Raw genomic sequence first — 15,043 nt, 5'->3', positions numbered from 1 at the left:
CTCTCCCACAGGGAGAGGGGACCGACCGTGCTACAAATGGATTCAAGTGTTTACCTTAGCTCCGGAGCTTCGAGGCTGTGTAAGTTGATCTCCACACCTGACCGCAGCTCCGAATCAGCTCCCTCTCCTTGGGGAGAGGGCTGGGGTGAGGGAGACCAGTTGTAGCCCCATGAAGGAGTGAACGATGAATATCGGTCAAGCAGCCAACTCCTCCGGCGTTTCAGCCAAAATGATCCGCTACTACGAACAGATCGGTTTGCTCCCCTAGGCCATACGCTCGGATGCGGGCTACCGCCATTACAGCTCTTAGGACGTACATAGCCTGCGTTTTATCCGCCGATCACATTCCACGGCGTCTAATGGGCACTACTTTCTTATAGTTAACACGCTTTCTAACGCACCACTTTGTAAAAACCTGTTGGTCACTGGTGTCACAACCACGTTACGGTTGACTGGTAGGATCTTGATCCCTTCCCCCAGAAATACGGGAATGGTTGTGATATGTAATTGGTCCAATTCACCAGCATCGGCGAAAAATGCAGCGGACTGACCCCCTCCAACGACCCAAACATCCTTACCTTTTGCCGCCAGTTTTGCATGCCTGGCAATATCATTAGCATTGCCACAAACTTTACTTATACCTGTGCCTTGCGGTATTGCCAGATCCTGACTTGTCAAAATGAACGCCGGAATATCTTTATAAGGTCAGTCGCCATGGGAATTTTCCATTATCCAGCTGTAGGTTTTGCCTCCCATAATCACCGCACCAATACTCTGGTAGAAATCATCATAAGGTGTAGCATCATCGCCTAAAATAAAATTAGTCAGCCAGTCAAGCTCATGATCCTGGGTGGCAATGTAGCCATCCATAGATGCTGCAACATAATAAATTAACTTCGACATTCGATATCCTTGGTTTGCTAAGCGGGCGCAGCATGCAGCGCCCCTACGTTTTTAGCCTGTTGGGTGTTGTCAGCAGTCTTGCGACTTGCGCTTCTTCGGCGAACTTCACCACTTTATCATCAGGCGTATTAGCATGCAGGCAAGACTGGATTCTGGGCAACCTCCTGCCTCAACGGCTCAAATGGGCACTGGCTGAATAAGCGGAGGATCGCTACTGGAGTCAAAGGGTTGAGTGCCAGCGAACGGTTAAACTGAAACAGACTGCTGGCAGTGTCGTACAAATTGGTATCAGAAGCCGGAAATTCAGCATAGCCAAAGGTGCGGAACGGCGGCGTTTTATCGCGTACTTGAGGACACCTAACCGCGAGTTGTTCCACCCAACGAGAAAAGATTGGCCAATCTATCATGTCATCTTCCGTCAGTGCTGCCATACCGGCAAAGCACTCCTCGGTAAACACGTAGGGATGCTGCGCCAGCTTTTGCCATACGAGTCGGGCGCCTGTGCTCGGATTTGGATTAAGGAAAAACTGCCGGTTATGAGCCAGCCTGCTCAGGACAAACAGATCCATCGATTGACTAAGCTGGGCCAATATATGGCTGGATATGGCACGTTCCGCCAGTTCACCTCTGACCCATACATTGACGTCGTCCAGTAGCTCCATCATCAACGCTTCATCTTCATGATAGTGAGAAACCAGCCGGCACCTGACCAAATGAGAAGGATCTTTGGTCAGTGACTGCAACAGGGCTTTAGAGGGATTGACCAGCCGGAAAATCATATTTTCACGCACGGCCTCATCCGGATGATGAATAGCAATATTTGCCCAGCATGCTGGCCATGCCGGGTTGGCTGCCGACTTATCAAGGATAGGGCCAACGGGGTCCAAAAAATAGTCTGAGTACACTTTGTCCGCAGCCCGGTCATGGTCTGCTCTTGAAGCCATTGATTGGCTGGCAAGCCCCTCTACCAGCGTTGGATAGTGGGAATTCAACGCCTCCCATGCCAATGCCTCGCTGGCATACTGCCATGGTTGCCAACGCCAGACCAACTCTGGCCATACCATGCAAGGCACGATAAACGGCTGTTTGCTTTGCTGCGCCACCTGAATTTTCACATCCAGCGACAAGGCGGGCAGCACATCTAGCAGAACCTGAGTGGCGGTATCTTGCGCATTAGCGACGGCTTTTAAAAAACGATCTGGGAATGCCGCCCAACCGTGTTCAATCAGCAAGGCCGCAAAACCTGGCGCATTGAGGAGCTTACTGACGGTATTACTGCGGGCTTGGCCTAAGTCTGAGATGTCCATGGATCGCTGCTTTTGATTATTCCTTCAGTGGGGAAATACTATCCGATCGGGGATGTGGTGAATAGAGGGGGGCTGCATTCTCCGAGCGTGTTCGCTACCGGGTGCTGGGAGGCGAATTTCACCACCTTGTTCATGCTTGTCCGCCATAAAGAATGTACTACTGTTAATAGATGTATCCGTGATGGAAGAAGCTTGGTATGGCAAAACCTTCGTTCCCCCGTTTGATTGCCGTGTGCCTGCTGGTCATTGCAGCCCCTTTGTCTGCTGTAGCGCTACTTGCGCTAAGCGTTACTGAGAGAAAAACGTACAGAGTCACTGCACCGTATCTCTCAGGAGAAGAGGGCTCTCAAACAGCACCACTCATATTTAAAGAGGTCATTTAAATGCTTAATAAGTCAGTGGCTATGGTATGTTTGTTAACAGTGGTGCCCGCATGTGTCGCAGGTGAAATAAATTTATACTCTATTAACACCGGCTCCTTTGTGTATCATACGATAAACAATGAGGGACAATACACGGAGAACTTTGATAACAAATTTTTCTCCGTAGAACGAAAGTTTTCTGAGGATTCAAAATATAGTATTTTGGTTGGCACAATGAAAAACAGTTTCAATGACCGCTGTATCGCACTGGGTCTGCGAAGATACTGGATGTCTAATGACTCTGGATGGGTTTTTAAGGGTGTTTACGGATATGTTGGTGAGTTCTTTTTTGATGCTTTCAGTCAATGTGGTAATGACGGCTCATATAAAAAGTTCAAGGATACTACCGGCGTGGGGTTCTCTCCCTATATCTATCATGCGGTTCAATACAACTTTACCAGCTACTTTGGGGTGGAAAGTGGTATTATTCTTCCCTCAATCTTTGTCGTTAGCGCACAATGGAGTTTCAGATAGTTTTCAGCGACAGGCTTTGCATGTATGCAAACTCGTGCTCTGTGCCAAGGGCCAGGCATCACACGGCAAACCAAACCATTAAAAAGGGATAACCTCTTGACCATACGCATTAGGCTCACTGTCGCACTAACATTGCTTACTGCGACACTGCCTGTATTAGCTAAAATGCCAGAAAACTTTGTCTATACCAGCTCAGGCGATCTTGAAGCGGCGTCAGTCATTTTGGCGCGTAGCGACATTGGCGGTGCGCAGATCGTTTACAATTGGCGCTCACTCGAACCTGAGAAGAACAAGTACAACTTTTCGCAGATTGAGCAGGATCTGGCTCGTCTTAAAGGGGCCAAGAAAAAACTTTTCATCCAGATCCAGGATCGGTTTTTCGAACAGAATGCCCGATACGTTCCTGATTATCTGATGAATGATGCCAGGTACGGTGGTGGGATATCGCCACAATTTGACAATCCTGGCGAAGGAAAGCCGATTGGCTCGGGTTGGGTGGCGCAGCAGTGGGATCCCGCTGTGCGCCAACGTTATCAGGCTCTGTTGGCAGCGCTTGCAGAGCGTTTCGATGGCCGAGTCTATGGTGTGAACTTACCCGAAACAGCCATTGATCTTGACGAGAAAAGGCCACCTAAGGGATTTACCTGCGATAACTATTTCGCAGGCGAAATGGAAAATCTCACCTTTGCGCGCAAGGTGTTCACCAGGTCACATGTGGTGCAATATGTAAATTTCTGGCCGTGCGAATGGAACAACGACCACAATTACATGGGGCGACTGTTTGAGTTCGCAAGTGCCAACAATATTGGACTTGGCGGTCCAGATATTGTTCCCAACCGTAAGGCGCAAATGAAGAACTCATATCCGTTCTTCAACAAATACAAAAATAAGCTGGCACTCGTTGCCATGGCAGTGCAGGAGCCGACATTGACCTACAGGACCCCCAATACGGGCAAGCCATTTAGCAAGGACGAGTTTGTACAATTCGCAGAAGACTATCTCGGTGCAGATATCATTTTCTGGAGCACGACGTCTCCTTGGTTGGCGAAGAAATAAACCCTCATCGGAATCACAGCGTAGGGGCGCTGCATGCTGCGCCCGCCAGAATAATCAATGAGTCATTAAAATTACCAGTACAGTGCAAACAAGCGTGGGCAAAGTTTTGCCAGTGTTTGGGACGAGTGGAGGATGATATCTAGCGCAACCACCAAAATCCACGGCAGTTGGGATACCTCAGGCTGTTTTAAGATTTCCCCGGCTAGCGGGCGGCTGGGAAGGGACTCGTTTTCGGGCCAAGCTATTGAGCCTTTATTTTCCGGACATTTACTTGAACGTATGTAGTTCTGAACACCTCAAACATATAGCTTTAGAAATGGGGATTCAGCAACAAAAATACGTGAGTAATTATCAACATTTGTTAATCGAAAAAAAATTGGAAAATAAAATCACAAAGGACTGGAGTAATCCTAAATTTATGTCATTCCTTTATGCCAAGTTCATACATGGTGACCAGAATACTAACCATTCGTCTATCGTTAAAAAACCCAAGAGAAAAATTAGGCGCAAAGTTAATTTTGAACAAAAAGAAATGCCATAGGAAAAGTTTCCAGAATAGGGAGGGTGACTCCTGGCCGGGATCAATGTTAGTCAGGCAAAGCAGATCCTCTAACCTGTGCTACGCTCTCTGGTCTACAAAATCTAGAAGTGGAACCAACTGATGACTAAACCTATCGCCAGCTTTCAGTCCAGTTCGTTTGTGATTGCAGTTCGCGATCTCAAAACAAGCTCTGCTTATTTTGGCGATGTCCTGGGATTTGACTTGGTATGGCCGGAGGGGATGGGCTGGCAACTTGCCACTAGGGGATGCGTGCGTATCATGTTAGGCCATTCACCAGATGCGATGTCACCCTCGGATACCGGCGATCACAACTATTTTGCATATCTGTATGTCGATGATGCCCAGACACTTTATGACGAATTTGTCAGCAAGGGAGCAATCATACTGGCGCCCCCCGTTGATAAAGCGCATGGCATGCGTGAATTCACCATAGGTACTCCCGATGGCCACAGAATGGTGGTTGGCCAAGATCTGGAGAGGGAGTGAATATGCGAAAAGTGACTCTTGTTCCTTACGATGAGCAGTGGCCTGACCTATTTGAAACCGAAAGCTCTATGTTGCAGATAACAATTGGCAAGGTGATCTCGCGAATTCACCACATTGGCAGCACGTCGGTACCGGGTTTGGCAGCAAAACCAGTCATAGACATATTGATGGAGGTTGTTAGCCTGAATGCTTTGGATAACTTAAACGCTGCAATGGAACGAGCCGGATATACTGCGCGGGGTGAAAATGGTATCCAAAATCGCAGGTATTTCACCAAGGGCGAGGATCAACGTAGTCACCAAGTCCATGCTTTCACTTTAGGCGATGCGCAGATCGTAAAGCATCTGGCATTTCGTGATTATTTGATAAAAAACAAGAAAGTAGCAGAACAATATGCCGAGATAAAACGTGTTGCGTTGCTAGCAAGTGAAAGCGATAATCATCGCTATAGCGCCTTTAAAGCGGACTTCATTGAACATCATCTTCGTTTAGCGCTAATGGGCCAAGCACGATAGAAAGAGCATCCCGCCCGAATGTTATGCTAATCGTTTTAAATAATGAAAGTTTCAGATGTTATCTGAATTTAGCCATGAGTCGTTAAACGGGTAGGTCGATAGCTTTCAGGAATTTCCGGGTTTTTACCGATGGTCAGTTCTTCACTCACCATCCTTCCGACAGTTGCCGCGCAGGTTACGCCAGGGTGCATGACCGCCACGTAAATGCCCGTTATATCATCAATAAACCCAATGACAGGATGTCCGTCCTGCGGTACAGGTCGTTGTCCTACCGACTGCCTGAGAAGATAGGCCGATGCCGTTCCTTGTAACCTGCTTTTTATCGCCGTGAGGGTTTCAGATGCCACTGCTTCAGTATCACCCGTAACCGGATAATCCTCGGCTGCCAGGAGATCTCCGTTAAATGCATGGCGAACTTCAATGTCATCGCCCGATATTAGGGTATTAACAACGTGCTTTGTCACGCGGTAACGGAGGAGAATGGCTGGCGAAGCCACGATCGGGAGCGTAATCCCTATCATGCTCAGCAGCGAAGTTATACCCGTCCCACAGGCCAGAATGACACAATCCGCTTCTAATATGCCTTCCGCTGTTTCGATGCCTATGATTCTATTTCCCTCTTTCCTAAACCCGGTGACTAGCGTCTGTGTTTTCAACTCCGCGCCAAGACAGCAGGCCTTATCCAGCAGGGATCGGGTGGCCTCTGCAGGATCCATTGCGCCATCCTGATCGGCATAATGCGCCCGTGAAGGTGGGGCATTCATCGCTGGCTCCAGCAGGGATATATCAGACTGCTGAAGTATTTTCGACTCATCTTGTTCGCAAGGCGAATCGGCCCCATAACTTAACGCACCGGCCCAACGTATAGAAAGCTCCGGAATTTCTTTTTCTAACCTGTGCCAGTCTTCCGCCGATGCTTGGCGGAGAAGTGCATCCGGGGCATCGTCACTCACGGTGGTGTGGATCCAGCCAAAAGCGCTGCCGGTGGCACCAGAAGCTGGATGCGCTCGGTCGATAACGGTCACTTTCATTCCACGGCTGGCCAAATGATAAGCGATTGAGGCCCCTATAATCCCCGCGCCCACAATAATCATATTTTTTTTAGTGGAGCACATTTTGTTTCCTTATATAAAAGGGCCAACTCCTAGATATCAGCGAATCCGCCGTAACCCCTCGGCATCAGTTTTGTGGCCATTCTTGCTTCAGTAGCGCATAAATCAGTTCATCGCCCCATTGACCATCAAAGCGATCGTTCTGTCGTAAATGTGCTTCTTTGCGCATACCCAAGCGTTCGACCACGCCGATAGAGCCGCGATTAGCTGCATCAAGTCGGGCAAAAATGCGGTGGAAACCCACTTCGGTGAAGCCGCGTTCCAGCACCGAACGTACCGCTTCTGCCCCATAGCCTTTACCGGCATAAACCGGGTTGAAGATATAACCGATTTCTCCCTGCAGCGCCGTGCTGCTGGCCAGCTTCAGTAACACTTCACCAATGAGTTCGCCGCTATCTTTCAATGTGACGGCACAATAAAAAGTGTCACCATCTTCACTGAAACGAGAGGCTACTGCCTTTGCCAACCGCTTTTCCATTTGCGCCAGCTCCGGCGGTGGTGCATACAAGTAGCGGTAGACTTCAGGCTGGCGATGGTAAGCTGCATAGGCGTGGAGATCGTCAGGGGTAAAACGGCGTAGCCGCAGGCGCTCGGTGGAGAATGGCAGGGTAATCGAATGCAAGAAATTATCCTTTTATAGTGTTTTGCTATGGAGAAGAGGCTGATACTGCGAACGACACATTATCGATCCAACAAGGAAAGAATATGATTTTTGGTTAGCGGGGCCAGTTGCAACGGCTGGTTATCAGAGGGTTCAAACCATATCACTTCTTCGATTTCTGCAGCGGGCAGAAAGTGTGTCTCTTCAGTGCTGACTCTGAACATGTCAGCAATCAGCATATGCCCAGGCTCGTTTGCTGCGAGATCCGTAAAGCGCCCTAGTGGGATCATCTCATCAGGATTGAAGGAGGCATTCAGTTCCTCTTCCAGTTCACGCGCAAGTGCCACCTCTGGCCGCTCACCGGATTCAATTTTTCCACCCGGTTGCATAAACCACTCCGTGTTGCGTTTCCTGACCAGAAGGACCCGGCCAGCTCGATCGGTTATGATGGCTGCAGCTATATGAATTTGCTTACTCTCTGACATTCTGAATCCCGTTGTTTGGTAGAAAACCACCCCGCGTGAGACATCAAATGTACCAGAGTGGGGAGGGTGATTCCTAGCCTAGTCAGGCAAAGCTGATAAACAGGGCGTTTTATACTTAATCTGACACTTTCTGCTTTGGGTTGTATAAGATCTGACCGTCCGCTCAGTGCCAGGAGCGGACGTTACTCATAGCTCAAGCAAACCGCCCCTTAGCCCTTAAAGAATGGAGGGATTGGTATTAATAGGTGAATATCGGAAGGTCTCTAACAGGGAAAGGGCCGTTTTTAGGGGATAACTATATTGCCACCTTGTCACCGTAAGAATATGCACAGAGAGAGCATATTTCACAGCAGCCCTCTCAGTTTTATGCAAAGTAATAAAACTTGGGAATATTTAAACGCATTTGAACGTCAGGCGAGCAACGCCATTAACAAGTAAGTGTGTATCAATATCAGTTTTGACTTCACTCATGGATTTATTTTGTACCCTACAAAAATCAGAAGCCTTTTTAGTTGCAGTGCCAATAGCTCCCTGTATACGACCTGCAGCAGGAGCTGCTTCTACCTCAGTGAGATAGTCCCCATTATCCAGTTTTTTGACATCAGACTGATATGTCAAACCCAGGCCTTGAAACTGTGTTTTATCATTTTGCACAGCGCATCCGCTTAAAAAAGCACCGATTAAAATAGTGGTAGCAATTATTGATGTTTTCATGAGAAGAATAATCCTTATGTATTTGGTTAGCCTCTATTCTACAAGCTGGAATGAAACATTAATTAAACCAATTGCTATTTATAGATTTGCATAAGGTTATCATATTGAATATTTGGAGAAATAGTCACACTAACCGACAAACAAGAACGTCAGGTGATCTGCTCCACATGATTCAAGACACATCGATGTAAGTATGCATTCCTAACTTCCGCTCCTCGCTTTTAGCCTACATAGTTCTCCCCAGTGGCTGGTAACGAACTTTGCAAGCACTACGTTGAATTACTCAACGGAGTGCAGGTCACGACACCGTGAGAGATACTTTCACTTTCAGAACGGGCAGGCATTACTGACTTTGATTAACTTTTCACTGATAGGGTGAACAAAATGCAACTCACTGGCATGCAGCATCAACCGCGGCGTCCGTTCGGTGCCCGGCAGCAGGAGACCGCCATACAGATCGCAGCCCAAAATAGGGTGTCCCAACTGCTGGCAGTGAATGCGTAGTTGATGGGTGCGCCCGGTCTCCGGGGTTAGTTCTACACGCGTCAAAGGCAGTGAAGTCCCGTCTTCCAACTCGCGATAAAAGCGTTCAACAACACGATAGTGGGAGCGAGCGGGCTTGCCGTAGATTGAGCAAATCGACATCAGCGGGAACAGCGCCGGGTCCTTGGCAATCGCAGCGTCTATCAACCCGTTGTTGTCATTCAGGTGTCCGCAGAGCAGTGCGCTGTAAACTTTGGTCACGGTGCGCTGGCTGAACTGCTGGCAGAGAGCGGCGTTGATAGCCTTATTGCGTGCAACCACCATCAGCCCGGAAGTGCCGAAATCAAGGCGGTGAATCAGGGTGCAGCCGGGGAATATCTTTACCAGCCGATGATGCACCGAATCGAGATTTTGCGGATTCTTTCCCGAGAGGCTGAGCAGCCCGGCGGGCTTATTGATGAGCACCAGGTGATCGTCCTGATAGAGGATCTCTATCTCGTCATGGCACGGTGGGGCAATAAAAGTATCGAAAATCGTAGACATCATGCTGCCGGATAGAGAGTGGATGTGGATAATAACGAATTTTCAGCAGGCTGGCGAATCTGGCCTTTAGCCTGATTGAGTAACGGTAATTTTTGATGAAAGTGATACTTGTACGACATGCGCAAACGGAATGGAATCAGCGCGGCATTATCCAGGGGCATATGGACAGTCCGGTGACTAAACGAGGTGTGCTTGAGACATCAGCTTTACTGGCAGCATTAACAGACGCCGCTTACCCTACAGATTGTGTCTACGCTTCTCCCCTTGGTCGAGCCTGGCACATGGGGCAGGCACTGGCGGACTGTTTTCTCTGCCCGTTGGTTGCGGAACCTGCGCTGAAAGAGCAGGCATTCGGTCATTATGAAGGGATGACACGGGAACAAATACAATATGACCACCCCAATGAAGCAGAGTTGCTATTTGGGCGAGATGCGCAGTTTTGTCCCCCTGGCGGCGAGTCGCTGACTCAGGCTTCTCTGCGAGTTATCAATTTTATGCACCACCAGCAAGCGGTAGCTCCACACCAGACAATATGCATTGTATCTCACGGCCAAGTCAGCCAGGGAGTACTGGCCTTGCTCAAAGAGGGAAGAATCGACAATTTTCCCCGTTATGCTCAACCGAACGCATGTTACTCTGTTTTAGACTTGGTTGGGGATAAGTGCGTCACTCTCCGATGGGGGATCGCGACACATTTACGTAAGTTGGCAATATAAATGAGTAGAGTTAATGACAATGAACTTAAATGACTTCCAGCCAAGTAACGATGGCGTTTTAGATTATATGAAGCTGGAAAATAATAACGTAATCGATGATAATGGTGTTTCCGCCTACTTCAGAGATATTGAGAAGAGGCTTATTGAACACATTGAAAGTGCCAACTCTGTTTTTGGAGCCATTGCCTGGTTAACAAACGGTAACATACTCAATGCACTTTCATCACGCGAGCATGTCCAAGTTGTTGTTCAAAAAGAGGATTTTTTAAGGCCTGACCGCAGTGAAAAATCATATGAAGAATGGAAGAAATGGCTTCACTCATGTTATTCAAAGCTTAAATGCTCTATTCATCGAGGTGAGTTTGAATACTGGATACTCGGCGCAATGTCTTTAAGTAAAGATTATCCATTAGATCCGGTTAGATGTGTAGGGTATAACGACACATTTAAGAAAGGAGTGTTGCCAAGAATGCATAATAAATTTTTGGTTTTTGCAAATGTAGAGCAAGTCGATGATTGCGGTTATCCAGTGCACGTCATAGAGCCATATGCTGTTTGGACTGGTTCATTCAATTTTTCCAAGAATGCGACTCATTCCCTGGAAAATGCTTTATATATAACCAATAAGAAAATCGTTGATGCCTATTTCAGAGAGTACACTCAAATAGCAGCCATATCAGAGAAACTTGATTGGACTTCAGAGTATATAAAACCAGAATGGAACATTGGTGTATAATGCGTTGAATAAAGTCGCATCGTTCCCAATAACGGTGAGTTCTTGAACGCAAATTTTGCCATCGTACCTCTATCATGATAGATACTGAAAACAACCAGGCAAAGTGGTCGGATTGTACCACTCTGCCATTAATGCCGGGAAAGGGCACCGTACCCATTCCCGGTCACGATGTCGATACTCCGTGAATTATCGCCACTGCTAAATGTGCAACTCACCATTAATCAGCGTGCAACTCTTCCCACCAATCCAAGGCTCACCGTCAATAAAGCGAACGCTAACCCGGCCATCGCGATGTAGTTGGGTGCCTTGTCGAACCTGATACGCCTGTGCCGTTGAGCCACCGTCGGGGAAGTTATTTTCCTTCAACAAACGGGCCAGGCATGCATTGGCACTACCGGTCACTGGGTCCTCTACCAACTTACCCCCTTCAACTAGAAACGCTCGCATTTCATAATCTGCTGGCTGCCCCGATGAATAGGCACTATAAATCACCACACCATCAACCTCATGATCGGTTTGCAGCTTCTTAATCGTGGCATGATCCGGCGTCATCGTCAGGCAGGATTGAGCGCTTGGCAGACGTACCATAAGCCAGCGAATACCCATGTCGGCAATTACCGGCACCGTATCGGCTTCAATAACCGCAGGTTGAAAAGCGGCCATTAGCGTTTCCCTTTCTGCTGTAGTCAACGTTCGAAGCGTTACCGCCGGCGCAGCAAACGCCAGCGTTCCTTCAGGTAAGATATTGACCGCAACCAGACCAACCCCGCATTCTTGCATCACCACCCCCGGCTGTTTGGTCACCAGCCCAGCCTCCAACAATGCATGGGCCGTACCCAAAGTCGGATGCCCGGCAAAGGGTAGCTCTTTTTCGGGGGTAAAAATGCGCACCTGATAGTCGGCTAGCGGATTAGTCGGTTTGAAAACAAACGTCGTTTCCGAAAGGTTGGTCCAGCGAGCTAATGAAAGCATCTGCATTTCATTCAAGCCCTCAGCCTCCAGGATCACCGCCAAGGGATTCCCCTGCAATGGCGAAGTGGTAAATACATCCACCTGTTTGTAGGCGCGAGGTTTCACATCATCTTTTCTGAGCATTTGCCGTCATCCGCTAGATACAAGGCTTGATGATAGCGCTATTAAATGACTGACATCAATTGCTAATACCTTAAAATGGTTGGGTTTTGTGATACGTTGGCACTCATTGAGATTGATTTAACGCCAAGGGTTATCACCTAAGCCAATAGAAAAACTTGCAACAGATGCTAAATTTTACCGTTTGCCGCCCAACATCAAGTTCTACAAACTAAGCGCGTCTGATAGACCCCTTAACCCTCAATTACGGAAAATAGCAATGTTGAAGAAATCCCTATCCTGTGTGCTGTTGCTCGCCACGTCAGGTTCAGTGTTTGCCGCACCGCAAACGGAAAAACAGATAGCCGACATTGTAAATCGCACCGTTGCGCCATTGATGCAAGAACAGGGCATTCCCGGCATGGCCGTGGCGGTGATTTATCAGGGGCAGCCTTACTACTTCACCTGGGGATTGGCAGACGTTGCCGGCAAGCAACCCGTCACGCAGCAGACCTTATTCGAGCTGGGTTCGGTCAGTAAAACGTTCACTGGAGTACTGGGCGGAGATGCCATTGCTCGCGGTGAAATCAACCTTGGCGATCCGGCGAGCAAGTATTGGCCTGCGTTGTCGGGCAAGCAATGGCAAGGGATCACCTTGCTGCACCTGGCAACCTATACCGCCGGTGGCTTACCGCTGCAGATACCGGAAAATGTTACCGATGAAGCATCGCTGCAGAATTATTATCAAACCTGGCAACCGCAGTGGGCTCCGGGCACCAAGCGCCTTTACTCGAACGCCAGTATTGGCCTGTTTGGGGCACTGATGGTCAAACCGTCAGGCATGAGTTTTGAACAGGCGATGACCCAACGCGTGTTCCAACCGTTGAAGCTATCGCAAACCTGGATAAACGTGCCGCAGCAGGAAGATAAGCACTATGCCTGGGGCTATCGCGATGGGAAAGCGGTTCGCGTTTCTCCGGGCATGTTCGATGCCGAAGCCTACGGAGTGAAGTCGTCGATAGAAGATATGGCTAGCTGGGTGCAGGCCAACATGGTGCCTGCCAAAGTGAAGGATACCTCGCTGCAGAAGGGGATTATGCTTGCCCAGTCGCGCTACTGGCATGCCGGTGATATGTATCAAGGTCTGGGTTGGGAAATGCTGAACTGGCCGGTTAAAGAGAAAACCGTGGTCGAGGGTAGCGATAATAAAAACGCACTGGCAGCGCTGAGCGTCACAAAAATCACTCCGCCAGCGCCACTATCAAGCGCCTCTTGGGTACATAAAACCGGCTCAACCGGTGGATTTGGCAGCTATGTAGCCTTCATTCCTCAACAGGATCTCGGCATCGTGATGCTGGCTAACAAAAATTATCCTAATCCTGTGCGGGTTGAGGCGGCTTACCGCATTCTTGATGCGTTGCAGAAGTAATTTTTAGCAGGGGGCATATTGCCCCCTAAATCTCTCAACTGCCCCAGCGACTTTTCAGGTAATTGACTGCCTGCTGGGTCTGTGGCTGATTGAGATAGTTCTCTCTGAACAGGATCGTGCCTTTGATTTGCGATACGGACTCGTTCAAATCCAGCTGCTTTTGTAACTCCTGCACGCCACCGTTGACCATCCAATCCGGCTCGTTCTTTGACGGGATCCCAACTTTATACAGTGCAACGCCGATATAAAGACGCGTATTGGTGGAGGCCACCACATTCGCCCACCATTTGGCGAGCACATCATAACGGGCCGCGTCACGCGCGAAGGGCCAATACAGCTGTGGGGCAATGTAATCCAGTAAACCAAGCTGTACCCAACTGCGGGTGTCGGCATAAGATTCATCATAGGCTGCAGCCCCTCGCGTATTGGAACCTGCCGCATCGTGTGAGTGGTTACGCCATACGCCAGAAGGGCTGACACCAAATTCAACGTCGGGCTTCAACTTCTTGATAGTCCGAGAAACTTGCCCAACCAATTGCTTAGTATTGTCTCGCCGCCAGTCCGCTTTGGATCCAAAATGTTGCCCATACTTTTTGAAGGTCTGGCTGTCGTTGAGCACGGATCCAGGGGACTCCGCATAGAAATAATCATCAAATTGCACGCCGTCAATATCATAGTTGGCAACCACCTCCGCCACGATGCTGGTGATCCAGTCCCACACCTCAGGGATACCTGGATCGAGCACAAATCGGTCGCCTGCGATGCGGATCCAGTCGGGGTGTAGCACATAGACGCTGGCTGGCTGCTGCGACAATGTGCGGTTCAGTTTATCAATGGTTACTGGTTTGGTGTTAACGGATACCCGGTAGGGGTTAAACCAGGCATGGACTTTCATGCCACGCTTGTGGGCTTCATCCAGCATAAACTGCAGCGGATCATAGCCTGGGTTGTCGCCAATATTCCCCGTCAACACATCTGACCATGGCAAAATTTTTGATGCCCAGAGGGCAGTGCCATCAGGCTTAACCTGGAAAAAAACGGTGTTGATACCCAGCGTCTGCAGTTTATCCAGCTTGCCTTTCAGTGCTTCTTGCTGTTGGCGAATGCGGATGTCTGGGCTGCTGGCATTGACCGATGTCACTGGCGGCCAGTCTAAGCGGGAAACGGTTGCCAGCCAGATGCCGCGCACGGGTTCCTGGCTTTGCTGTGATTTACCCGGTAGGGGCTGTTTTGCCACCGAAGGCAACGGAGTGACTAAGGATTTCGCAGGTTCGGAGGTGCAACTGGCCAGTGAAAGCACACCGGCAAGAAGTACGCCTAGCTGTTTAACTTTGGTAAAGCTATGAGAACAGGCGATGATTCGCTCCGGCTTCTATTGATTACTCACTGGGGAGAACCCCCAACACAATCTTATCATTCTCTTATTAT

17 protein-coding genes and 1 pseudogene are annotated in these 15,043 nt (G+C 48.9%); 8 read left to right on the top strand and 10 right to left on the bottom strand.

The features are described from left to right. Window positions 1–184: 184 nt before the first annotated feature. Window positions 185–307: pseudogene (locus AC6HVW_RS12745) on the top strand (MerR family DNA-binding transcriptional regulator); the annotation flags it as partial. 59 nt (window positions 308–366) lie between these two features. Here the strand turns inward: AC6HVW_RS12745 and AC6HVW_RS12740 are convergent. From AC6HVW_RS12740 to AC6HVW_RS12730, 3 genes are all read right to left on the bottom strand, one after another. Next, complete coding sequence (locus AC6HVW_RS12740) at window positions 367–678, bottom strand: dihydrofolate reductase family protein (protein ID WP_497569464.1); 312 nt, start codon at window positions 676–678, stop codon at window positions 367–369. 27 nt (window positions 679–705) lie between these two features. Next, the gene (locus AC6HVW_RS12735) at window positions 706–903 is read right to left on the bottom strand and encodes a dihydrofolate reductase family protein (protein WP_497569463.1); all 198 of its coding nucleotides are present in this window, start codon (window positions 901–903) and stop codon (window positions 706–708) included. A 128-nt stretch (window positions 904–1,031) separates the two neighbouring features. Then, window positions 1,032–2,210 (bottom strand): hypothetical protein, encoded by a 1,179-nt coding sequence (locus AC6HVW_RS12730; protein ID WP_497569462.1) that lies wholly within the window; start codon window positions 2,208–2,210, stop codon window positions 1,032–1,034. A 383-nt stretch (window positions 2,211–2,593) separates the two neighbouring features. Here AC6HVW_RS12730 and AC6HVW_RS12725 point away from each other — a divergent pair, with 383 nt between their 5' ends. From AC6HVW_RS12725 to AC6HVW_RS12710, 4 genes are all read left to right on the top strand, one after another. Beyond that, window positions 2,594–3,106: a hypothetical protein gene (locus AC6HVW_RS12725; protein WP_497569461.1), complete on the top strand. Its 513-nt coding sequence runs from the start codon at window positions 2,594–2,596 to the stop codon at window positions 3,104–3,106. Between the two features lie 96 nt (window positions 3,107–3,202). Continuing rightward, window positions 3,203–4,162 (top strand): hypothetical protein, encoded by a 960-nt coding sequence (locus AC6HVW_RS12720; protein ID WP_071683703.1) that lies wholly within the window; start codon window positions 3,203–3,205, stop codon window positions 4,160–4,162. Window positions 4,163–4,823: 661 nt separating this feature from the next. Next, complete coding sequence (locus tag AC6HVW_RS12715) at window positions 4,824–5,210, top strand: VOC family protein (protein WP_071683536.1); 387 nt, start codon at window positions 4,824–4,826, stop codon at window positions 5,208–5,210. A gap of 2 nt (window positions 5,211–5,212) precedes the next feature. Further along, on the top strand, window positions 5,213–5,725 hold the full coding sequence (locus AC6HVW_RS12710; protein WP_071683537.1) for a GrpB family protein: 513 nt from the start codon (window positions 5,213–5,215) through the stop codon (window positions 5,723–5,725). 68 nt (window positions 5,726–5,793) lie between these two features. Here the strand turns inward: AC6HVW_RS12710 and AC6HVW_RS12705 are convergent, their stop codons facing one another. The 5 genes from AC6HVW_RS12705 to AC6HVW_RS12685 form a co-directional block, all read right to left on the bottom strand. Continuing rightward, entirely contained in the window at window positions 5,794–6,840 is a 1,047-nt protein-coding gene (locus AC6HVW_RS12705) for an NAD(P)/FAD-dependent oxidoreductase (protein WP_071683538.1), read from the bottom strand. Window positions 6,841–6,904: 64 nt separating this feature from the next. After that, a complete protein-coding gene (locus AC6HVW_RS12700; protein WP_071683539.1) occupies window positions 6,905–7,459 on the bottom strand; it encodes a GNAT family N-acetyltransferase in 555 nt (184 codons plus the stop codon). Window positions 7,460–7,518: 59 nt separating this feature from the next. Further along, window positions 7,519–7,923 carry an NUDIX hydrolase gene (locus AC6HVW_RS12695; RefSeq protein ID WP_071683540.1) on the bottom strand — a complete coding sequence of 135 codons (405 nt, stop codon included), beginning with the start codon at window positions 7,921–7,923 and terminating at the stop codon, window positions 7,519–7,521. 393 nt (window positions 7,924–8,316) lie between these two features. Next, a complete protein-coding gene (yegR, locus tag AC6HVW_RS12690; protein WP_071683541.1) occupies window positions 8,317–8,637 on the bottom strand; it encodes a lipoprotein YegR in 321 nt (106 codons plus the stop codon). 327 nt (window positions 8,638–8,964) lie between these two features. Then, window positions 8,965–9,663, bottom strand: a complete 699-nt coding sequence (locus tag AC6HVW_RS12685) for an RluA family pseudouridine synthase (RefSeq protein ID WP_071683542.1) — start codon at window positions 9,661–9,663, stop codon at window positions 8,965–8,967. A gap of 95 nt (window positions 9,664–9,758) precedes the next feature. Here AC6HVW_RS12685 and AC6HVW_RS12680 point away from each other — a divergent pair, with 95 nt between their 5' ends. Both AC6HVW_RS12680 and AC6HVW_RS12675 read left to right on the top strand, forming a co-directional pair. Further along, window positions 9,759–10,379: a histidine phosphatase family protein gene (locus tag AC6HVW_RS12680; protein ID WP_071683543.1), complete on the top strand. Its 621-nt coding sequence runs from the start codon at window positions 9,759–9,761 to the stop codon at window positions 10,377–10,379. Between the two features lie 13 nt (window positions 10,380–10,392). Beyond that, on the top strand, window positions 10,393–11,115 hold the full coding sequence (locus tag AC6HVW_RS12675; protein ID WP_217497029.1) for a phospholipase D-like domain-containing protein: 723 nt from the start codon (window positions 10,393–10,395) through the stop codon (window positions 11,113–11,115). 198 nt (window positions 11,116–11,313) lie between these two features. Here AC6HVW_RS12675 and AC6HVW_RS12670 read toward each other — a convergent pair whose 3' ends face one another. Continuing rightward, entirely contained in the window at window positions 11,314–12,210 is an 897-nt protein-coding gene (locus tag AC6HVW_RS12670; RefSeq protein WP_497569460.1) for a PhzF family phenazine biosynthesis protein, read from the bottom strand. Between the two features lie 256 nt (window positions 12,211–12,466). On the opposite strand from AC6HVW_RS12670, the gene blaSFDC reads away from it, so the two are divergent. Further along, entirely contained in the window at window positions 12,467–13,615 is a 1,149-nt protein-coding gene (blaSFDC, locus tag AC6HVW_RS12665) for an SFDC family class C beta-lactamase (RefSeq protein WP_071683545.1), read from the top strand. Window positions 13,616–13,649: 34 nt separating this feature from the next. Here the strand turns inward: blaSFDC and AC6HVW_RS12660 are convergent, their stop codons facing one another. Continuing rightward, a complete protein-coding gene (locus AC6HVW_RS12660; RefSeq protein ID WP_497569499.1) occupies window positions 13,650–14,975 on the bottom strand; it encodes a glycoside hydrolase family 10-like protein in 1,326 nt (441 codons plus the stop codon). Window positions 14,976–15,043: the final 68 nt, after the last annotated feature.

It is taken from the genome of Serratia sp. NCCP-200 (genome assembly GCF_059697885.1).
The sequence above is the reverse complement of the archived record's forward strand: the minus strand, read 5'-3'. Positions and strand labels throughout refer to the sequence as shown.

What these genes read in the sequence shown, in the direction of transcription:
- AC6HVW_RS12685 (WP_071683542.1), bottom strand. Translation starts at nt 9,663, where the DNA reads ATGTCTACGATTTTCGATACTTTTATTGCCCCACCGTGCCATGACGAG.
- AC6HVW_RS12725 (WP_497569461.1), top strand. Translation starts at nt 2,594, where the DNA reads ATGCTTAATAAGTCAGTGGCTATGGTATGTTTGTTAACAGTGGTGCCC.
- blaSFDC (WP_071683545.1), top strand. Translation starts at nt 12,467, where the DNA reads ATGTTGAAGAAATCCCTATCCTGTGTGCTGTTGCTCGCCACGTCAGGT.
- yegR (WP_071683541.1), bottom strand. Translation starts at nt 8,637, where the DNA reads ATGAAAACATCAATAATTGCTACCACTATTTTAATCGGTGCTTTTTTA.
- AC6HVW_RS12675 (WP_217497029.1), top strand. Translation starts at nt 10,393, where the DNA reads ATGACAATGAACTTAAATGACTTCCAGCCAAGTAACGATGGCGTTTTA.
- AC6HVW_RS12715 (WP_071683536.1), top strand. Translation starts at nt 4,824, where the DNA reads ATGACTAAACCTATCGCCAGCTTTCAGTCCAGTTCGTTTGTGATTGCA.
- AC6HVW_RS12730 (WP_497569462.1), bottom strand. Translation starts at nt 2,210, where the DNA reads ATGGACATCTCAGACTTAGGCCAAGCCCGCAGTAATACCGTCAGTAAG.
- AC6HVW_RS12680 (WP_071683543.1), top strand. Translation starts at nt 9,759, where the DNA reads ATGAAAGTGATACTTGTACGACATGCGCAAACGGAATGGAATCAGCGC.
- AC6HVW_RS12705 (WP_071683538.1), bottom strand. Translation starts at nt 6,840, where the DNA reads ATGTGCTCCACTAAAAAAAATATGATTATTGTGGGCGCGGGGATTATA.
- AC6HVW_RS12695 (WP_071683540.1), bottom strand. Translation starts at nt 7,923, where the DNA reads ATGTCAGAGAGTAAGCAAATTCATATAGCTGCAGCCATCATAACCGAT.
- AC6HVW_RS12670 (WP_497569460.1), bottom strand. Translation starts at nt 12,210, where the DNA reads ATGCTCAGAAAAGATGATGTGAAACCTCGCGCCTACAAACAGGTGGAT.
- AC6HVW_RS12735 (WP_497569463.1), bottom strand. Translation starts at nt 903, where the DNA reads ATGTCGAAGTTAATTTATTATGTTGCAGCATCTATGGATGGCTACATT.
- AC6HVW_RS12710 (WP_071683537.1), top strand. Translation starts at nt 5,213, where the DNA reads ATGCGAAAAGTGACTCTTGTTCCTTACGATGAGCAGTGGCCTGACCTA.